At 45.9% G+C, this 20,724-nt stretch carries 9 protein-coding genes, 4 tRNA genes, 2 rRNA genes and 1 riboswitch; of the genes, 6 read left to right on the top strand and 9 right to left on the bottom strand.

The features are described from left to right. Positions 1 to 58 precede the first annotated feature (58 nt). Positions 59 to 1,147, bottom strand: a complete 1,089-nt coding sequence (locus tag vsple_RS01635) for an RNA-guided endonuclease InsQ/TnpB family protein (RefSeq protein ID WP_261882491.1) — start codon at positions 1,145 to 1,147, stop codon at positions 59 to 61. Between the two features lie 316 nt (positions 1,148 to 1,463). Here vsple_RS01635 and galU point away from each other — a divergent pair, with 316 nt between their 5' ends. The 3 genes from galU to vsple_RS01620 all read left to right on the top strand — a co-directional run bounded on the left by galU (position 1,464) and on the right by vsple_RS01620 (position 7,177). After that, a complete protein-coding gene (galU, locus tag vsple_RS01630; protein WP_255231569.1) occupies positions 1,464 to 2,336 on the top strand; it encodes a UTP--glucose-1-phosphate uridylyltransferase GalU in 873 nt (290 codons plus the stop codon). Between the two features lie 138 nt (positions 2,337 to 2,474). Further along, positions 2,475 to 5,306, top strand: a complete 2,832-nt coding sequence (uvrA, locus tag vsple_RS01625; RefSeq protein WP_261882490.1) for an excinuclease ABC subunit UvrA — start codon at positions 2,475 to 2,477, stop codon at positions 5,304 to 5,306. A 95-nt stretch (positions 5,307 to 5,401) separates the two neighbouring features. Beyond that, a complete protein-coding gene (locus vsple_RS01620; RefSeq protein ID WP_261882489.1) occupies positions 5,402 to 7,177 on the top strand; it encodes a PglL family O-oligosaccharyltransferase in 1,776 nt (591 codons plus the stop codon). A 63-nt stretch (positions 7,178 to 7,240) separates the two neighbouring features. On the opposite strand, the gene vsple_RS01615 is transcribed toward vsple_RS01620, so the two are convergent. Continuing rightward, positions 7,241 to 8,380: a pyridoxal-phosphate-dependent aminotransferase family protein gene (locus vsple_RS01615; RefSeq protein ID WP_261882488.1), complete on the bottom strand. Its 1,140-nt coding sequence runs from the start codon at positions 8,378 to 8,380 to the stop codon at positions 7,241 to 7,243. A gap of 176 nt (positions 8,381 to 8,556) precedes the next feature. After that, a riboswitch (Lysine riboswitch) is annotated at positions 8,557 to 8,734 on the top strand. Between the two features lie 107 nt (positions 8,735 to 8,841). Here vsple_RS01615 and lysC point away from each other — a divergent pair. Next, positions 8,842 to 10,215 (top strand): lysine-sensitive aspartokinase 3, encoded by a 1,374-nt coding sequence (gene lysC, locus vsple_RS01610; protein WP_261882487.1) that lies wholly within the window; start codon positions 8,842 to 8,844, stop codon positions 10,213 to 10,215. A 62-nt stretch (positions 10,216 to 10,277) separates the two neighbouring features. Here the strand turns inward: lysC and metH are convergent, their stop codons facing one another. Further along, positions 10,278 to 13,955: a methionine synthase gene (gene metH, locus vsple_RS01605; RefSeq protein ID WP_261882486.1), complete on the bottom strand. Its 3,678-nt coding sequence runs from the start codon at positions 13,953 to 13,955 to the stop codon at positions 10,278 to 10,280. A 169-nt stretch (positions 13,956 to 14,124) separates the two neighbouring features. On the opposite strand from metH, the gene vsple_RS01600 reads away from it, so the two are divergent. Continuing rightward, complete coding sequence (locus tag vsple_RS01600; protein WP_255231575.1) at positions 14,125 to 15,408, top strand: cation:proton antiporter; 1,284 nt, start codon at positions 14,125 to 14,127, stop codon at positions 15,406 to 15,408. A gap of 260 nt (positions 15,409 to 15,668) precedes the next feature. Then, on the top strand, positions 15,669 to 16,460 hold the full coding sequence (locus tag vsple_RS01595) for a DUF6933 domain-containing protein (RefSeq protein WP_261882485.1): 792 nt from the start codon (positions 15,669 to 15,671) through the stop codon (positions 16,458 to 16,460). Between the two features lie 314 nt (positions 16,461 to 16,774). On the opposite strand, the gene vsple_RS01590 is transcribed toward vsple_RS01595, so the two are convergent. The 6 genes from vsple_RS01590 to vsple_RS01565 form a co-directional block, all read right to left on the bottom strand. Beyond that, positions 16,775 to 16,851: transfer RNA gene (locus vsple_RS01590), tRNA-Trp, on the bottom strand. Between the two features lie 58 nt (positions 16,852 to 16,909). Continuing rightward, positions 16,910 to 16,986 (bottom strand) — tRNA-Asp (locus tag vsple_RS01585). A gap of 41 nt (positions 16,987 to 17,027) precedes the next feature. Then, positions 17,028 to 17,143, bottom strand: a 5S ribosomal RNA gene (gene rrf / locus vsple_RS01580). Between the two features lie 120 nt (positions 17,144 to 17,263). Continuing rightward, positions 17,264 to 20,154: ribosomal RNA gene (locus vsple_RS01575) — 23S ribosomal RNA — on the bottom strand. 312 nt (positions 20,155 to 20,466) lie between these two features. Then, positions 20,467 to 20,542 (bottom strand) — tRNA-Ala (locus vsple_RS01570). Positions 20,543 to 20,582: 40 nt separating this feature from the next. After that, positions 20,583 to 20,659: transfer RNA gene (locus tag vsple_RS01565), tRNA-Ile, on the bottom strand. Between the last annotated feature and the right edge of the window lie 65 nt (positions 20,660 to 20,724).

Below are 20,724 nucleotides of genomic sequence, written 5' to 3'. Positions count from 1 at the left end.
ACTTCCACTCTCTTACTGTGAAGAACTGTAATAGATATGGATTCTATGACGTAGGTATTTAGATGTAAAGTATTCTTTGTTTACTATGTGGACTGGTTATTTTATGTAATAGATAACGATCATGGTGCGTTTGGCACTCTGGACAAGTCCAGTCTCTGAGATTAAGCGGCATGGATTCATGTACAAACCCGCAACTAGAGCAACGTTTTGAGCTAGGAAAGAAGCGGTCTATCTCTGCGATAGTGCGTCCAGCCCATTCCGCTTTGTACTTCAATTGACGGACAAACTCGCCCCATGAAGCGTCAGCGATATACTTAGCTAGTTTTGGATTTCGGATCATGTTCTTCACTTGGAGCGACTCAACACAGATGATTTGGCTTTCATCTATTAGTCTGCGAGATAACTTGTGCAAGTTATCTAATCGACAATCGGCTATTTTTGCATGTAGCCTAGCGACTTTCTGACGCATCTTGTCGCGGTTCTTGCTGCCTTTCTTTTTCTTGGCGAGCTTTCGCTGTAGATATGCCAGTTTCTTTTCGTAGCATTTGGTGTAGCGAGGATTATCGACTTTCTCACCGCTATCAGTGATGAACAGGTTATTTAAACCTAAATCAATGCCAACCGTTTTAGCGGTTATTGGCATTGATTTAGGTTCAAACTCACATAGCATCGACACATAGTATCGACCTGCTTTGTCTTTTGAAATAGTGATTGAACTAGGTTCGCTTGGTAGTTCACGCGACCAACGAATATCTAAAGGTTGCTTTGACTTAGCAATGAATAATTGCCCGTCTTTATAGTTAAACGCAGCTTTGGTTAGACGAATGGATTGCTTATGATGTTTCGATTTGAACTTAGGGTACTTGGTGCGCTTCTCCCAGAAGTTTTTGAATGCCTCTTGTTGATCGCGTAGGCATTGTTGAAATATCACGCTAGATACTTCTTTCAACCACTCAAACTCAGCTTTTAAAGGCACTAAACGCTTTTCCAACACTGAGTGAGCAATAGATTCACCACGCTCATAGTACGCATCGGTGCGGAACTTTAGCGAGTTATTCCAGACAAAACGAGCACAACCAAACGACTTTGCCAGTAGTTCGGTTTGTTGTTCGGTTGGATAGAATCTTTCTTTGTATGCTCGCTTCATATGAAATAGTTTACAGAAAATGGTTGGTTCTGTAAATACCGCTTCGCGGTATGCGCTTGTATCCCCGCCCTTGGAGCGGGCGAGGCTTTACGCGCTAAAACGGTAAACTGGCTGTAAAGAATCGAGTGCAAGCTATAGCGTGGGCAAACCAGAACCTAATTTCATAACATGCCAATATTAATATTTTTGAGGTCAGCTCCAATAAAGCATACGGATTGTTGCTGAATTTTCGACATTACCTGTGCTAGAGTTGCCCTCAGAAATGTTCAGCGCACTAAGCTGATTCGATAATTATTAAAGATATAGGGTTTTTACCATGATTAAAAAGTGCCTTTTCCCGGCGGCTGGCTACGGTACACGTTTCTTACCTGCAACTAAATCGATGCCAAAAGAGATGATGCCTGTTGTGAGCAAACCACTCATAGAATATGGCGTTGAAGAAGCCATTGAAGCAGGCATGGACGGCATGTGTATCGTAACAGGCCGTGGTAAGCACTCGATCATGGACCACTTCGACAAAAACTACGAACTTGAGCACCAAATCAGTGGCACTAATAAAGAAGAACTGCTGTATAACATTCGTGAAACGATTGAAGCGGCAAACTTCACCTACATTCGTCAGCGTGAAATGAAGGGCTTAGGTCACGCTATCTTAACTGGTCGTGAGCTTGTTGGTGATGAACCGTTTGCTGTGGTACTGGCTGATGACTTATGCGTGAACGAGCAGCAGGGTGTACTTGCGCAGATGGTCGCACTTTACAAACAGTTCCGTTGTTCAATTGTTGCGGTACAAGAAGTGCCAGAAGACGAAACACACAAATACGGTGTGATCTCAGGTGAAATGATTAAAGATGACCTTTACCGCGTGGATGACATGGTAGAGAAACCAGAGCAAGGCACCGCTCCAAGTAACCTAGCCATCATTGGTCGCTACATTCTGACCCCAGATATCTTCGAGCTGATTGAGAATACTGAACCTGGCAAAGGCGGCGAGATTCAAATCACCGATGCGCTACTAAAACAGGCTCAATCAGGCTGTGTACTTGCCTACAAATTCAAAGGTAAACGCTTCGACTGTGGTAGCATTGAAGGCTATATCGAAGCAACAAACTTCTGCTACGAAAACCTATACAAAAAAGACGAGCAAAAAGTTGAGTTAGATAAACACTCAACCAAGAAAGAAGCTTAATCGCATCCTGCTTTAAATGTATTTTGAAGGCAGCTCAATCGAGCTGCCTTTTTGTACTGTTTTTTTATCCAGTAAAACTTTGCACAAAACTCACACTATGTAATACTTTAGCCACTGAAAACTACATGGTTGCCCGAAATGGATAAAATTGAAGTAAGGGGTGCTCGCACGCACAACCTCAAAGATATAAACCTAACAATCCCAAGAGATAAGCTAATTGTGATTACGGGTTTGTCTGGATCTGGTAAGTCTTCACTGGCTTTCGACACCCTCTATGCAGAAGGTCAACGCCGCTACGTTGAGTCACTGTCTGCCTACGCTCGTCAATTTTTATCCCTGATGGAAAAACCCGATGTTGACCACATTGAAGGCCTGTCTCCAGCGATCTCTATCGAGCAAAAGTCAACATCTCATAACCCGCGTTCAACCGTCGGTACAATTACCGAAGTCTATGATTACCTGAGACTCTTGTATGCTCGTGTTGGTGAACCTCGTTGTCCAGATCACCACATCCCTCTTGCTGCGCAAACCATCAGCCAAATGGTGGACAAGGTACTAGAGCTGCCAGAGGGCTCGAAGATGATGCTGCTGGCACCTATCGTTAAAGAGCGTAAGGGTGAGCATGTTAAGACACTGCAAAACCTTGCGGCTCAAGGCTTTATTAGAGCAAGGATCGACGGAGAGACTTGTGATCTTTCCGATCCACCAGCACTAGAACTGCATAAGAAACACACGATTGAAGTGGTAGTGGATCGCTTTAAGGTTCGCCCTGATCTTCAACAACGACTCGCTGAGTCTTTTGAGACGACTCTAGAGCTATCTGGCGGTATCGCTGTTGTCGATTGGATGGACGATAACGATCAAGAAGAGATCGTATTTTCGGCTAACTTCGCTTGCCCGAAATGTGGTTACAGCATGCAAGAGCTTGAACCACGACTGTTCTCTTTCAATAACCCTGCCGGTGCCTGTGGTACCTGTGATGGCCTAGGTGTACAGCAATACTTCGACCCAAGCCGCATTATTGTTGACGACAACCTAAGTATTGCAGACGGTGCCATCAAAGGTTGGGATCAAAAGAACTATTACTACTTCCAAATGCTCACCTCGCTAGCTGAGCACTACGGATTTGATCTATTTTCCCCGTTCAGCTCTTTACCAAAGAAAACTCAAGACATCATCTTGAAAGGCTCAGGTCGAACAGAGGTTGAATTTAAGTACATCAATGATCGTGGCGATATTCGAGTTAAGCGTCACCCGTTTGAAGGTATTCTGAATACGTTAGAGAGACGCTACCGTGATACGGAGTCAAACTCGGTTCGTGAAGATCTAGCGAAATACATCTCAACCAAGTCATGTTCTAGCTGTGGTGGCACTCGTCTAAGACTCGAAGCACGTAATGTATTTATTGGTGATACTACCCTACCGCAAATTGTCGAGCTGAGTATTGCTGATGCATTGGCATTCTTCCAAAATCTACAATTAAACGGTCAGCGCGCCCAAATTGCTGAAAAGGTAATGAAAGAGATCAACGACCGCCTGCACTTCCTGGTCAACGTTGGCTTGAACTACCTCAACCTATCACGCAGCGCAGAGACACTTTCGGGTGGTGAAGCGCAACGAATCCGACTTGCAAGCCAAATTGGTGCAGGTCTGGTTGGCGTTATGTATGTTCTAGATGAACCTTCCATTGGTCTCCACCAGCGCGACAATGAGCGACTACTACAGACTCTCGTACACCTTCGCGATCTTGGTAACACGGTATTGGTGGTAGAGCATGATGAAGATGCGATTCGTTGCGCCGATCACGTGATTGATATTGGTCCGGGCGCTGGTGTTCATGGTGGTAATGTTGTAGCCGAAGGCACCATGCAAGAGATCATCGACAATCCAAACTCTTTAACTGGTCAGTACCTCAGTGGCGTAAAAGAAATTGCCGTACCAAAAGAGCGTACTCCAATCGACAAAAAGAAAGTGGTTGAGCTAATTGGTGCGACAGGCAACAACCTTAAAGAGGTGACAGCCACAATTCCTGTCGGTCTGTTCAGCTGTATTACAGGCGTGTCAGGTTCAGGCAAATCAACTCTAATTAACGATACCTTCTTTAAGATCGCCCACACGCAACTTAACGGTGCAACCACGGCAGTACCAGCGCCATATAAGAAGATAAAAGGCTTAGAGCATTTCGATAAGGTTATCGATATCGACCAAAGCCCAATTGGACGCACCCCGCGCTCTAACCCTGCAACCTATACTGGTATCTTCACACCGATTCGTGAACTGTTTTCGGGTACACAAGAAGCGCGTTCTCGTGGTTACAAGCCGGGCCGCTTTAGCTTCAACGTTCGAGGTGGACGCTGTGAAGCCTGTCAGGGTGATGGGGTTATTAAAGTCGAAATGCACTTCTTACCAGATGTATACGTTCCTTGTGATGTATGTAAAGGGAAACGCTATAACCGTGAAACGTTGGAAGTACGCTACAAAGGCAAGACCATCGATGAAGTGTTAGAGATGACGGTCGAAGATGCTCGCGAATTCTTTAACCCAGTTCCAGTGATCGCACGCAAGCTCCAAACATTAATGGACGTGGGCTTGTCATATATTCGACTCGGACAAGCCGCGACAACGCTGTCTGGTGGTGAAGCGCAGCGTGTTAAACTGGCTCGTGAACTATCTAAACGTGATACTGGTAAGACTCTTTATATCCTAGATGAGCCAACCACAGGCCTACACTTCCACGATATCCAACAGCTATTGACCGTTCTACACCGTCTGCGTGACCACGGAAACACCGTCGTAGTCATCGAACACAACTTGGATGTGATTAAAACCGCAGACTGGATCATCGATCTTGGCCCAGAGGGTGGCCAAGGTGGCGGTGAAATTATTGCCGCTGGTACACCAGAAGATGTGGCATTAGTCGAAGGTTCTCACACCGCTCGTTTTCTTAAGCCTATGTTAACTATGAAATAGGTCTACAATAGCACTCAGCGAATAAGGCGAAAAGTGTTACAGTATCGGGGCTTGTTCTAGTTGAACAAGCCCCGTTTTTATAAGGTTAAGGATCTATGGCGACAATACACACCAGTGGTACACAGCTTGAGGCTCAAGTGACTCAACTTCCGCTCAATAAGCCCTTTTTGGTTTCTTTGGCTGTTGTCTTTCTCATCGCTATGCACTTTTTTATGCCCAACCCTGGTGGTTCAGGCCTAGCGCTCTCCTTCAACCCAACCACATGGCTTGCCTTGAGCTTTACTCTGGCAATTGGCTTTTATCAAATGGCCAATAACCGTGTCATCAAATACTCAAAGCTCACTATTGGACTTCTGATTAGCTGCATAATTCTTACCCTGCCAGTTTTATACAGTAATGCTGCACTTTCCGGAGCTTCAGGTCGCTTACTTGGACTATGGGCTGGTTTCGCGTTGTTTGTTCTTCTTCAGCAGTTCAAATTCAGTAACAAACACAAGCAGCGCTTACTGTGGTTCATTGTACTTGCCGTGATGCTTCAAGCTCTGTTTGGTTACTTCCAGTACTTTTTCTTAGAAGCGGGCAATATGTTTGGTTACAACACCAAAGCCAACCGTCCTTATGGTATTTTTCAACAACCAAATGTGATGGCAAGTTTTCTCGCAACTGGGTTTGTACTTTCTGCTTATCTACTGGCAAGACAACCAACCAAGTACAACCTCAAACTGAGTGAATCATTTCTGCTCTATCTTATGCCAGCAATCACAGTACCACTGCTGATCATCATCGCATCCAGAACGGGTTGGCTAGCCAGCGTGTTAAGCTTTGTCCTTATCCTGCCATACCTTTACAAGTTTTCGACCAAGAAACGTTTTTACGGCTGGTGTGGTTCTGTCGTACTTGGGCTGATTGCCGGTTTCGCTATCATCAACTTACAAGCAGCGGATAGCTTAGCCAGCAAGCGTACACACTTAGAAAGCCCTCGAGCTTATACTTTTCCGCAAGCCCTCGACATGATGGTGGAAAAGCCATTTTCTGGTTACGGCTACGGTAAGTTTGAGTCTGAATATACGCTCTATACAGCACGCCAACATCAACTTAATCCCAATTATCACCCTGGCCTTCCAGCGATGGACCATCCACACAATGAGTTGTTATTTTGGGGCGTCGAAGGCGGTATCGTGCCTATTATCGGTATTCTGCTTGCAGCGGCTTTAGTCGCAGGTCGGATAACCACTGCAATAAAAGGAACGCGGCTCGCATTGTTCGCGTTGTTTATTCCGATCGTTTTACACTCACAACTTGAGTATCCGTTTTACCACTCAGCGATTCACTGGATCACCTTTATCGTGCTCCTTTACTGGGTAGATCAACGCACTTCCCAGCATTACCAAAAGGGATTTAGCATTATCAGTAAGACGTTGTTTAGAGTAACGAGCTTGGTTGTGCCTATTCTTGTCAGCTTTTATATGTTAAGTGCCCTGCATACCAACTATGTACTGACCAAGTTTGAGAAGTCTCAGCCTAAAAATCCGGACATTCTAAAAGAGGTTTCGAACCCTGTAGTTTGGAAAGATCGTTACGATTGGGATATCTACAGTACTTATCTCAATATCGGACTCTATCAAGAAGATCCGAAGCTGATTCAGCCGTATATCGATTGGTCTTTGAATATCATCAAGTCGAAGCCTCGACCTGCGTTTTACAACAACCTGATCTTGGCTTACCAAGGCTTAGGGGACGAAAGCAAAGCAGAACAAATTCGCAGCGAAGCGCAATTCCTATTCCCTAATCGAGATTTTTCAACGGTGCAGTACCAGCGCCCATCACAGGTAAAATCATCGACCTCATCAGCGCACAGCAGCGCTCAATAGCAACGCAATAAAAAAGGCGAACGAGATGATTCGTTCGCCTTTTAAATCAATGAGTCACTCTGTTTACTTTAAAACATCCGCCAGAGCTTTCAAACACAAGGCAACATTCTCTTTGCGAGCACCATAACCCATTAAGCCAATTCGCCACGCTTTCCCGGCTAATGCGCCAAGACCTGCGCCAATCTCTAGGTTGTACTCTTCAAGCAGTCGTGTTCGAACCGCCGCTTCATCAATCCCTTCAGGGAAATACACCGCGTTCAATTGTGGTAGCCGACTTCCCTCTTCAACCACAAAGCTTAGACCCAGCGATTCAAGCCCAACCTTTAACTCACGATGCGCTGATTGATGACGCTCCCAAGCATTCTCTAACCCTTCATTGCGTAGAATCACTAAAGATTCATGCAGTGCGTACAGGCTATTTACCGGCGCAGTATGATGATAGCTACGCTTTCCTTCCCCACTCCAGTACCCCAGTACCAAGCTCTGATCTAAGAACCAACTCTGCACAGGCGATTGACGCGCTTTCATCTTCTCTACCGCTTTTTGCGAAAACGTCACTGGCGAAAGGCCCGGAACACAAGATAAACACTTCTGACTACCCGAATAGACGGCATCTAACTGCCATTCGTCCACCAGCAGCGGGACACCACCCAATGAAGTCACAGCATCCACGATGGTTAGTGCGTCAAAACGACGAGCAACCTGAGAAATCGCTTCCGCATCTGTAAGGGCGCCCGTTGATGTTTCTGCGTGAACAAACGCAACCGCGACCGCATCTGGGTGCTCAGTGAGTGCTTGCTCCACTTTATCGACCGATACAGGTCTCCCCCACTCATCGTCAACCAAAATAGCTTCGCCACCACAGCGAACTACGTTTTCACGCATTCGCTCACCAAATACACCATTACGGCACACAATCACTTTTTCGCCAGGTTCAATCAGATTGACGAAGCAGGTTTCCATACCTGCACTACCCGGTGCTGAGACCGCAATCGTAAACTCGTTTTCCGTTTGGAAGGCGTACTTTAGTAGCTGTTTCACTTCATCCATCATATTGATAAACAGAGGATCTAAGTGACCGATAGTAGGACGACTCAGCGCCTGTAGCACTCGCGGGGAAATATCAGAAGGCCCAGGTCCCATTAACGTGCGATGAGGAGGAAAGAAGCTTTCAGCGATTGAGATTGTGTGCAGGTTCGACATAATTATCCTTTATGTTTATGACATCAACCTTCCACACTAAAGCAAATCTACAACCTCAGCAATTAGTCGAAAGTCTCGAGGTCAAACCACTGTCACAGAATTGTTAAATTTATTTTCACTTTATCTTGAGTTATCGATTGACATTCTTACCGCAAACACGTTCAATAAATCAGCTATCAAGCAGAAGAGGAGCACTGCCCAGGTAGATGTTTTGTGGAACCACATTTCCAATACAGAGCATTCAGGGGGAGCAGTGCCGAGGTAACTGAAACATGTCGGGTTTCTGTTATCGGTTAATTGGGCTGAATCCCATTAACTGTCATCATTCCAATATGATGAGGAGCTTCTGAGGTTTACAATTCAAATACACACCTCTCTTTTTGCTCTAAACCCTCTCTTCAAAACATTGGACGTTGGATTACCAACAGTAATTTTTATTTTAGGAAGTCGGGAGATTTATCGTGAGCGCATCTAATGTAGCTGGTTCTTTTAATGTCGCCAAATTCGGTGGGACAAGCGTTGCTAACTTTGAAGCAATGAGTCACTGTGCAGCCATTATTGAGAATAACCCAAATACCAAGCTTGTTGTCAGCAGTGCGTGTTCAGGCGTCACCAATCTTTTAGTTGAACTGGCAAACGGTGTACAAGACCAAGCCCGCCGCCAAGAGCTAATGAGTCAACTAACCGATATTCATCACGCGATTTTAGATCAACTCGCAGAGCCTATGAGTGTCGAGAAAGAGATCCATGCGATTTTGGACAACGTTGCCAGTGCTGCAGAAGCTGCATCTTTTCAGTCCAGTGCCAAGTTAACTGACCATCTAGTGGCGTGTGGTGAGCTAATGTCGACCCACCTTTTTGCGCAAATTCTTCGAGAGCGTGGCGTATCTGCAGTCAGATTTGATATTAGAGAAGTGTTGCGTACCAATGACGCTTACGGCAAAGCAGAACCTCAACTGGAGCAGATCTCTCAGCTTGCTCAAGAGAAACTGATTCCTTTATGCCAAGAGTACGTCGTCATCACTCAAGGCTTTATTGGTGCGGACGATGAAGGCAATACAACCACACTCGGTCGTGGCGGAAGCGACTATTCAGCAGCACTCATTGCAGAGTCAGTATTAGCTTCTGGTCTAGAGATTTGGACTGATGTCCCGGGGATCTACACCACAGATCCTCGTATCGCCCCTAAAGCTTCACCAATTCCAGAGATCAGCTTCAGTGAAGCCTCTGAGATGGCGAACTTTGGCGCGAAGATCTTGCACCCTTCTACATTGGTGCCAGCGCTACGTCATAAAATTCCTGTCTTTGTCGGCTCTTCTAAAGAACCTGAAAAAGGCGGTACTTGGATTCGTCAACAAGTTGAGAGCTCGCCACTGTTCAGAGCACTTGCCCTGCGTTGTAACCAAACTATGGTCACACTGCGCAGTGCGAACATGTTCCATGCATACGGCTTCCTAGCAAAAGTATTTGAAATCCTTGCTAAGCATAAGATCTCTGTCGATCTTATTACAACGTCAGAGATCAGTGTCTCTCTGACGCTGGATCAGACAGACACTTCTGGTGGAGCTCCAGAACTGCCTGAAGTCGTGCGCAAAGAGCTTGAAGAGCTATGTACAGTAGAAGTTGAACACAACCTATGCCTTGTGGCACTTATCGGTAACAATATGAGTGAGAGCAAAGGCTATGCAAAACAGGTCTTCAGCACTCTTGAAGACTTCAACTTACGCATGATCTGCTACGGCGCAAGCCCACACAACCTTTGTTTCTTAGTGCATGAGTCCGTTTCTCGCTCGGCAATTCAGAAACTCCACCAAGAGTTATTTGAGCAAGAGTAATACATTCAAACAGATTTAAAAAAGGGTTGCGCAATGGCAACCCTTTTACTTTCTAGTCGATCTTAGTTAATGTTTGGACCTAACCACTTCTCTGCTTCCAGCGCATCCCAGCCCTTGCGATCAGCGTAGCTATCTACTTGATCTTGCTGAATCTGAGCAATTGCAAAGTAACGTGAATCAGGGTGAGAGAAATACCAACCCGATACTGATGCACCTGGCCACATCGCGTAACTGCTCGTCAAAGACATATCGATCGTCTCTTCCACTTTCAGTAGCTCCCACAATGAGCCTTTTTCAGTATGCTCAGGACATGCAGGATAACCCGGTGCTGGACGAATACCTTGATACTTCTCACGAATCAACTCATCATTCGATAGGTTTTCATCGGCTGAGTAGCCCCAGATATCTTTACGTACTTGCTCATGTAAGTACTCGGCAAATGCTTCAGCAAGTCGGTCAGCTACCGCTTGAATCATGATGGCGTTGTAGTCATCGCCCGCCGCTTTATATTCATCAGCAAGCTCACGCTCTCCAATGCCACCTGTTACGGCAAAGGCACCGATCCAATCTTTCTTACCTGACTCTTTTGGTGCAATGTAATCAGACAGACAGTAGTTAAAACCTCTTGGTTTTTCTGTTTGCTGACGTAGGTTATGAAGAACCTTAGCCACCTCAGTGCGTGATTCATCAGTATAAACTTCAATATCATCACCAACGCTTGCCGCAGGGAACAGCGCACACATACCACGAGCTTTAAGTAAGCCCTCACGTTCAACTCGATCAAGCAGGTCATTGGCGTCTTTGAATAGACGTTTTGCCTCTTCGCCTACTTCTTCATGTTCAAGAATGGCAGGGTATTTGCCCACTAGCGACCAAGTCATGAAGAACGGAGTCCAGTCAATGTAACGACGCAAAGTCGAAACATCAAAGTCATCATAAACATGCACACCCGGCTTAGCTGGAGCTGGCGGCGTATAGCTTTCCCAATCAATAGCCACTTTATTCGCTCGAGCTTGCTCTAACGTTACCGGCTTAGTGCGAGGCTTTTTACGGTTGTGCTGATCACGGACACGCTCATAATCCAAATCTAGCTTCTCAACAAACGCCGGGCGAAGCTCATCAGATAATAGAGACGTACATACCCCAACCGCTCGTGATGCGTTGTTCACATACACCACAGGGTTCTTGTAGTTCTGTTCAATCTTAACGGCAGTATGCGCCTTGGAAGTTGTTGCACCACCAATCAACAGTGGCAAATCGAAATCCAAACGTTCCATCTCTTTAGCGACATGCACCATCTCATCGAGTGATGGAGTAATTAGGCCAGATAGGCCGATAATGTCGACATTCTCTTCTTTAGCGACTTTTAGGATCTGTTCGCAAGGAACCATCACTCCAAGGTCAATAATCTCGTAGTTATTACACTGCAGTACCACGCCCACAATGTTCTTGCCGATATCGTGAACATCGCCTTTTACGGTAGCGAGCAAAATCTTACCGTTTGAAGAACCAGCTTGCTTAGAAGCGTTAATGAAAGGCTCCAAGTGTGCAACGGCTTGCTTCATTACACGCGCTGACTTAACTACCTGAGGAAGGAACATCTTACCTTCACCAAACAGATCACCCACAACATTCATGCCATCCATCAAGGGACCTTCAATGACCTCTAATGGCTTACTGGCATTCAAACGAGCTTCTTCAGTATCTTCGACGATAAATTCAGTAATACCTTTGACAAGTGCATGCTCTAGGCGCTTCTCAACCGCCCAAGTACGCCACTCGAGTGCGGAAGCATCTTCCTCTTTACCAACACCTTTATTAGCGTATTCCGCAGCGATATCTAGTAATCTCTCAGTCGAGTCATCACGACGATTAAGAACAACATCTTCTACCGCTTCACGCAGTTTATCTGGGACGTTATCGTAAATTTCAAGCTGACCAGCATTAACGATACCCATGTCCATACCGTTCTTGAAACAGTGATACAGGAATACCGCGTGAATCGCTTCTCGAACGTAGTTGTTACCACGGAAAGAAAACGATACGTTAGAAACACCGCCTGAAATCATCGCATATGGAAGGTCGCGTTTGATGTCTGCTACCGCGTCAATGAAATCAACCGCGTAGTTGTTGTGCTCTTCAATACCGGTCGCAACAGCAAAGATGTTCGGGTCGAAGATAATATCTTCCGGTGGGAAACCAACTTCATCCACCAAGATATTGTATGCGTTAGTACAAATCTCTAGCTTACGCTGACGGGTTTCTGCTTGACCGACTTCGTCAAAAGCCATCACGATAACCGCAGCACCATAACGGCGAATCAGCTTAGCTTGCTCAACAAATTTCTCTTTACCTTCTTTTAAAGAGATGGAGTTAACGATGCCCTTGCCTTGAATACATTTCAGGCCCGCTTCGATGACTTCCCACTTCGAAGAGTCGACCATAATAGGCACTTTAGAGATCTCAGGTTCAGACGCACATAGATTTAAGAAACGCACCATACACGCCTCAGCATCTAGCATGCCTTCATCCATGTTGATATCGATGATTTGTGCGCCATTCTCAACTTGTTGACGAGCAACTTCCAGAGCCTCGTCATAAAGCTCTTCTTTAATTAGACGCTTGAATCGAGCAGAACCAGTAACGTTGGTACGCTCACCAACATTGACGAACAAGGTGTCTTTGTCGATGGTGAGGGGCTCTAACCCTGATAGGCGGCATGAAACAGCTAACTCAGGTAAAGCTCGCGGCTTAACGTTCTCGACCACATTAGCCATATGGCGAATATGTTCTGGAGTGGTGCCACAACAACCACCGATTAGGTTTAGGAAGCCGCTCTCCGCCCACTCTTTTACATGAGAGGCCATATCTTCAGGAGAGAGATCGTATTCACCAAATGCGTTAGGAAGACCAGCATTAGGGTGAACTGAAACAAAGGTTTCTGAAATGCGAGAAAGCTCATCGACATAAGGTCGCAGTTCATCAGGCCCAAGGGCACAGTTCAAGCCAAAGGACAGTGGGCGAACGTGACGCAATGAATTGTAGAAAGCTTCTGTTGTTTGACCGGAAAGCGTTCGACCTGATGCGTCTGTGATAGTACCTGAGATCATGACTGGAAGAGTAATCCCTAACTCCTCGAACACAGTATCAACGGCAAATGCACAAGCCTTAGCATTTAGAGTATCGAAAATGGTCTCAATCAGGATCAGATCAGAACCACCTTTAATCAGCGCTCGAGTTGATTCGGAGTAAGCCTCCACTAACTCATCAAAGCTAACATTTCGATAGCCAGGGTCATTTACATCAGGGGAAATCGAACAAGTACGGTTCGTTGGGCCAAGCACGCCAGCTACGTAACGAGGCTTGTTAGGTGTTTTTGCAGTCCACTCATCAGCAGCTTCACGCGCCAACTTAGCAGCAGCAAAGTTAATCTCTTCACTGAGGCTTTCCATATCATAGTCAGCCATCGCAATGGTAGTTGCGTTAAAGGTATTGGTTTCAAGGATGTCTGCGCCAGCTTCTAAGTAAGCCGAATGTATGTCCTTAATAAGCTGAGGTTGAGTAAGCACCAAAAGGTCGTTATTGCCTTTAAGATCACTATGCCAATTGGCAAAGCGCTCACCTCGATAGTCCTGCTCTTCCAGTTTATAATTCTGGATCATGGTGCCCATACCACCATCGATCAATAGAATTCGTTGCTCTAACTGAGCTTCGATCTGTTGCTTTACATTACTTCCCACAGTACAGCCTCATTCCTTTAATTATCACTCCATCCTATCACACATTAAAAAGGAGTCTAGACGTCTAAACGGAGAAATTGATAACTAATCTATGACAAAAAACCGTTTGCTATTTAAGCGATAGAGGACGAAAATTCATTTTCATATTTTGTTACATATCGGAAATCCAATGTCGGTCTACTACACACTTTGCTTTTTATCTGCAGCCGCTATGTTGATAGCGTTTGTAAACAGCAAGATAGGAAAGATGCAAACCACAATCGCTATTACTGCTGGTTCGATGATGCTTTCACTAATTATCCTGATTGCTGGTCAAAACGATTGGTTTCAGCTGTCTGAAATCGCTTCAGAGACAGTGGCGAGTATCAACTTCGAAGATTTTCTACTCAAAGGGATTTTAGGTTTCCTACTATTTGCAGGTGGGCTAGGGATTAAACTCCCTAACCTCAAAGATCAGAAATGGGAAATTACTGTGCTCGCGTTAGGAGCGACTCTATTTTCGACTTTTTTCATTGGGTTTGCGCTTTACGGATTTTGCCAAGTTATCGGCATTCAGTTTGATCTTATCTACTGCTTACTGTTTGGATCTCTTATCTCTCCGACTGACCCGATTGCAGTCTTAGCGATTGTTAAGAAACTCAATGCCCCAAAACGTATTTCAACCCAAATTGAAGGTGAGTCACTGTTCAATGATGGTTTCGGTCTGGTTATCTTTGTCACTCTGTTTACTATCGCATTTGGTAGCGAAGCTCCAACAGTGGGCAGCGTAACGATGCTATTTATTCAAGAAGCGATTGGTGGGATTGTTTATGGTTTCGTATTGGGGCTTATATTCCACTACTTAATCAGCAATACCGACGATCACTCTATGGAGTTGTTACTAACGATTGGTATCCCAACCGCCGGATACGCGTTTGCAGAAGTGCTTCATGTATCGGGCCCATTAGCTATGGTCGTATCAGGTATTATGATTGGCAACTGGACACGCTTTATCGGATTCTCAAAAGAGAGTGAAGATCACTTAGACCACTTCTGGGAGCTCATCGATGAGTTTCTAAATGGCGTGCTATTCCTACTGATCGGTATGTCGATGCTGCTTTTTGAATTCCATAAAGAAGACTGGATCTTAATGGCTTTCTCTGTACCGTTAGTACTAGGAGCGCGTTACCTCAGTGTATTTTTATCATACATTGGCTTTAAGCGCTTTAGAAGCTATAACCCGTGCTCAGTTAACATCCTCACGTGGGGTGGATTACGTGGTGGCTTAGCACTTGCAATGGCTCTATCTATCCCATCAGGTATCTGGGTCATCGAAGACAAACTGATTGATGTAAAAGAGATCATTCTAGTCATGACATACTCAGTTGTGGTGTTCTCAATCTTAATTCAAGGCTCAACGATTACACCAATGATTGAGAAAGCTAAACTCGCAGAAAAAGAGTTAAACAAATAACACTCCGACCCTACATAGAGGCTGCTCCTAAGTAGCCTCTATACCGTTGCTATCAAAATCTTCCCCTCCAGTCCAAACTAAGCTTTCGTAGATTGTGAGGTCGTTTATCGTTAGATGTAATTAACGATGTCAGCGACAAACGTGATACCAGATACTACTAACAAAATTCATGCTCCAAAGTCATTTACACATTGTCTGTAGTTGCATTTATTCAAATGGTCTTTAATCTGGAACAAATTAAGAAACTAAAACAGAGAATCATGTTAATTTTCAACTGTACTAAAGCAGCTAGTGATTTCTTCACCGTGACTCGAAAAGGAAGAGAGTTCTCACCAATAGCCCCTGCTCCATGCAAGTTAATAGCTGATGATACTGATTACTTGAAAGAAAATGATGGCAGTACTCCAAAAGAGCTCTGTGAGTGGTTGGTGCATGTAGTCCGAGTTCAACGTAAACCCATCATCTTCGCTATTGAGAAAGATACGCGGTATGTGATGACCTTCGTTGATCTTAAGAAGGGTGAATACCAACGGTTTCTAACCGACTTCATTGAGCGCATAGCTAACTTGGTTCAGTACTTCGGTGAAGATCTGATGATCATGAATAATGATACCTTTGAGCCTATTCTGAATAACTTCTTGGCCGCAAACAGCGAATACCGCTTCTTTAGTCGCTCGGACAGAAGCATGCAGTCGCATATAAACGAGATAGCCTGGTTCTTTAAGGATACTGCTGAAAATTCTGGGTGCTTGCCTGATACCGAGCAAGTGATGTGCTTTGATGCTGACATGAACAGCATGCTGAGACAGTATAAAGGGTTTAAGGACATGATCTATCCTGCGAATCAGATGCTGTTCCATTGGTTAAGAAACTACTGTGATTACGATGAGAAACAGATTAAGGATGTCTCTGAGCGTATACGTGAACTTAAGCGGGCTATGTCCGATGCGCCTATGCCCATAGAGATGAGTACAGATCACGAAGAGTGGGATCTACAGAAACAACCAGAATCGATACAAGATAACGTGATCGTGTTCCCTACCAAGCGATAAGAGTATCCGACCTGATATGATACCAATCACAGTAAATAGGTGATCAAAAATAGCGCAGGAAAAAGGCTTGAGAACAAGGCAGAATTTTTCGATAAGTAGTTATTCTACAATCAAAAATTCTAACGCAGTTATCGAGCATTTTAGCAAGCTAGGGTGGGCAATTATTTACTACGATTGGTATGAACCGAAAAACAGGTTGGGAAAGTATAGAGGAATCGTTGAATAGGGAAATGGGGAAGTGTTGTATGGGTAGTTTGAATTTATTGAACGATAGCTATGAAAAAGCCCCAGTCTTTCGACTAGAGCCTTGGATATGGCAGGGGTGGAGAGATTCGAACTCCCAACACGCGGATTTGGAATCCGCTGCTCTGCCAATTGGAGCTACACCCCTAAAATTTCAATACTGTAGATTCGAAAAAACCTCACACTGGGCGAGGCTCTCGAATAAGTGGCGGAGTGGACGGGACTCGAACCCGCGACCCCCGGCGTGACAGGCCGGTATTCTAACCAACTGAACTACCACTCCGCAGTGGCTTACTTGCTTTAAGCAAGTGTCCATAATTTAAAGCCTGGCGATGTCCTACTCTCACATGGGGAAGCCCCACACTACCATCGGCGCTATTGCGTTTCACTTCTGAGTTCGGCATGGAATCAGGTGGGTCCACAACGCTATGGTCGCCAAGCAAATTCTTTCTTCTCTGATTTTCTTTCAGAAAAGTAATCTGGAAAGCTGTTTCTTGTTCTCTTCAAACTCATTCAAGCGTTTGTATATCTTGAGTCCATCAAAACCCCTTGGGTGTTGTATGGTTAAGCCTCACGGGCAATTAGTACAGGTTAGCTCAACGCCTCACAGCGCTTACACACCCTGCCTATCAACGTTCTAGTCTTGAACAACCCTTTAGGACGCTTAAAGCGCCAGGGAAGACTCATCTCAGGGCTCGCTTCCCGCTTAGATGCTTTCAGCGGTTATCGATTCCGAACTTAGCTACCGGGCAATGCCATTGGCATGACAACCCGAACACCAGAGGTTCGTCCACTCCGGTCCTCTCGTACTAGGAGCAGCCCCCTTCAATCTTCCAACGCCCACGGCAGATAGGGACCGAACTGTCTCACGACGTTCTAAACCCAGCTCGCGTACCACTTTAAATGGCGAACAGCCATACCCTTGGGACCGACTTCAGCCCCAGGATGTGATGAGCCGACATCGAGGTGCCAAACACCGCCGTCGATATGAACTCTTGGGCGGTATCAGCCTGTTATCCCCGGAGTACCTTTTATCCGTTGAGCGATGGCCCTTCCATTCAGAACCACCGGATCACTATGACCTGCTTTCGCACCTGCTCGAATTGTCATTCTCGCAGTCAAGCGGGCTTATGCCATTGCACTAACCTCACGATGTCCAACCGTGATTAGCCCACCTTCGTGCTCCTCCGTTACTCTTTGGGAGGAGACCGCCCCAGTCAAACTACCCACCAGGCACTGTCCGTAATCCCGATTCAGGGACCAACGTTAGAACATCAACACTACAAGGGTGGTATTTCAAGGACGACTCCACCACATCTAGCGACGCGGTTTCAAAGTCTCCCACCTATCCTACACATGTAGGGTCAATGTTCAGTGCCAAGCTGTAGTAAAGGTTCACGGGGTCTTTCCGTCTAGCCGCGGGTACACTGCATCTTCACAGCGATTTCAATTTCACTGAGTCTCGGGTGGAGACAGCGTGGCCATCATTACGCCATTCGTGCAGGTCGGAACTTACCCGACAAGGAATTTCGCTACCTTAGGACCGTTATAGTTACGGCCGCCGTTTACCGGGGCTTCGATCAAGAGCTTCGACCGAAGTCTAACCCCATCAATTAACCTTCCGGCACCGGGCAGGCGTCACACCGTATACGTCATCTTACGATTTTGCACAGTGCTGTGTTTTTAATAAACAGTTGCAGCCACCTGGTATCTGCGACTCTCGTCAGCTCCATCCGCGAGGGACTTCACCGATAAGAGCGTACCTTCTCCCGAAGTTACGGTACCATTTTGCCTAGTTCCTTCACCCGAGTTCTCTCAAGCGCCTTGGTATTCTCTACCCGACCACCTGTGTCGGTTTGGGGTACGATTCCTTACAATCTGAAGCTTAGAGGCTTTTCCTGGAAGCATGGCATCAATGACTTCACCACCGTAGTGGCTCGACATCGTATCTCAGCGTTAAGAAAGTCCGGATTTACCTAAACCTTCCGCCTACGTACTTGAACCTGGACAACCGTCGCCAGGCCCACCTAGCCTTCTCCGTCCCCCCATCGCAATTGTAAGAAGTACGGGAATATTAACCCGTTTCCCATCGACTACGCCTTTCGGCCTCGCCTTAGGGGTCGACTTACCCTGCCCCGATTAACGTTGGACAGGAACCCTTGGTCTTCCGGCGAGGGAGTTTTTCACTCCCTTTATCGTTACTCATGTCAGCATTCGCACTTCTGATACCTCCAGCAGCCCTTACAGACCACCTTCAACGGCTTACAGAACGCTCCCCTACCCCGCACACTAAAGTGTGCAGCCGCAGCTTCGGTGTATAGCTTAGCCCCGTTACATCTTCCGCGCAGGCCGACTCGACCAGTGAGCTATTACGCTTTCTTTAAATGATGGCTGCTTCTAAGCCAACATCCTGGCTGTCTGAGCCTTCCCACATCGTTTCCCACTTAGCTATACTTTGGGACCTTAGCTGGCGGTCTGGGTTGTTTCCCTCTCCACGACGGACGTTAGCACCCGCCGTGTGTCTCCCGGATAGTACTTACTGGTATTCGGAGTTTGCAAAGGGTTGGTAAGTCGGGATGACCCCCTAGCCTTAACAGTGCTCTACCCCCAGTAGTATTCGTCCGAGGCGCTACCTAAATAGCTTTCGGGGAGAACCAGCTATCTCCAGGTTTGATTGGCCTTTCACCCCTAGCCACAAGTCATCCGCTAATTTTTCAACATTAGTCGGTTCGGTCCTCCAGTTGATGTTACTCAACCTTCAACCTGCCCATGGCTAGATCACCTGGTTTCGGGTCTATATCCAGAGACTGAACGCCCAGTTAAGACTCGGTTTCCCTACGGCTCCCCTAAACGGTTAACCTTGCCACTGAATATAAGTCGCTGACCCATTATACAAAAGGTACGCAGTCACACCACGAAGGTGCTCCTACTGCTTGTACGTACACGGTTTCAGGTTCTATTTCACTCCCCTCACAGGGGTTCTTTTCGCCTTTCCCTCACGGTACTGGTTCACTATCGGTCAGTCAGTAGTATTTAGCCTTGGAGGATGGTCCCCCCATATTCAGACAGGATATCACGTGTCCCGCCCTACTCGATTTCACTGATTATGATGTGTCGGTTACGGGGCTATCACCCTTTATTGCGGCACTTTCCAGAGCCTTCACCTGCATCATTAAAAGCTTAAGGGCTAATCCAATTTCGCTCGCCGCTACTTTCGGAATCTCGGTTGATTTCTCTTCCTCGGGGTACTTAGATGTTTCAGTTCCCCCGGTTTGCCTCTTGTTGCTATGTATTCACAACAAGATACTTACTTATGTAAGTGGGTTTCCCCATTCGGAAATCCCAGACTCAAAAGGTTTTTACTACCTAATCTGGGCTTATCGCAAGTTAATACGTCCTTCATCGCCTCTGACTGCCAAGGCATCCACCGTGTACGCTTAGTCACTTAACCATACAACCCGAAGAGGTCTTTATGTATGGTAAACAACCAAGGTTTTTGGTTGTAACAAGAAGGGTTAGTTCTTATTACGTGTTTGCCGGACTCAATGGTGAATCAATGTAAACATTGATTCGAATACAAGACACTTGAATGTGTTTGTGTTGTGTTTACTGTTCTTAATAAATAAGAACAGATAAACATTGAGAACTTTTAATTTGATTTAAATAACTTTGTTATTTAAATCAGTCAGCTTTCCAAATTGTTAAAGAGCAGATTTCTTAATGAAACCATGTTTAAAAGCACTATCGCTAATGCGCTTAAAGATGGTGGAGCTAAGCAGGATCGAACTGCTGACCTCCTGCGTGCAAGGCAGGCGCTCTCCCAGCTGAGCTATAGCCCCAACGAAATCGATATTGACCGCTATCTCTGGGAAAAGATAGTGGTGGGTCTGAGTGGACTTGAACCACCGACCTCCCGCTTATCAGGCGAGCGCTCTAACCAGCTGAGCTACAGACCCAATATCGTCTCTTAACTTTCTAAACCGTATCAATCTGTGTGGACACTTATCGTGAATATCTTCGT

It is taken from the genome of Vibrio pelagius (genome assembly GCF_024347575.1).
GTDB classification, from domain to species: domain Bacteria; phylum Pseudomonadota; class Gammaproteobacteria; order Enterobacterales; family Vibrionaceae; genus Vibrio; species Vibrio pelagius.
The sequence above is the reverse complement of the archived record's forward strand: the minus strand, read 5'-3'. Positions and strand labels throughout refer to the sequence as shown.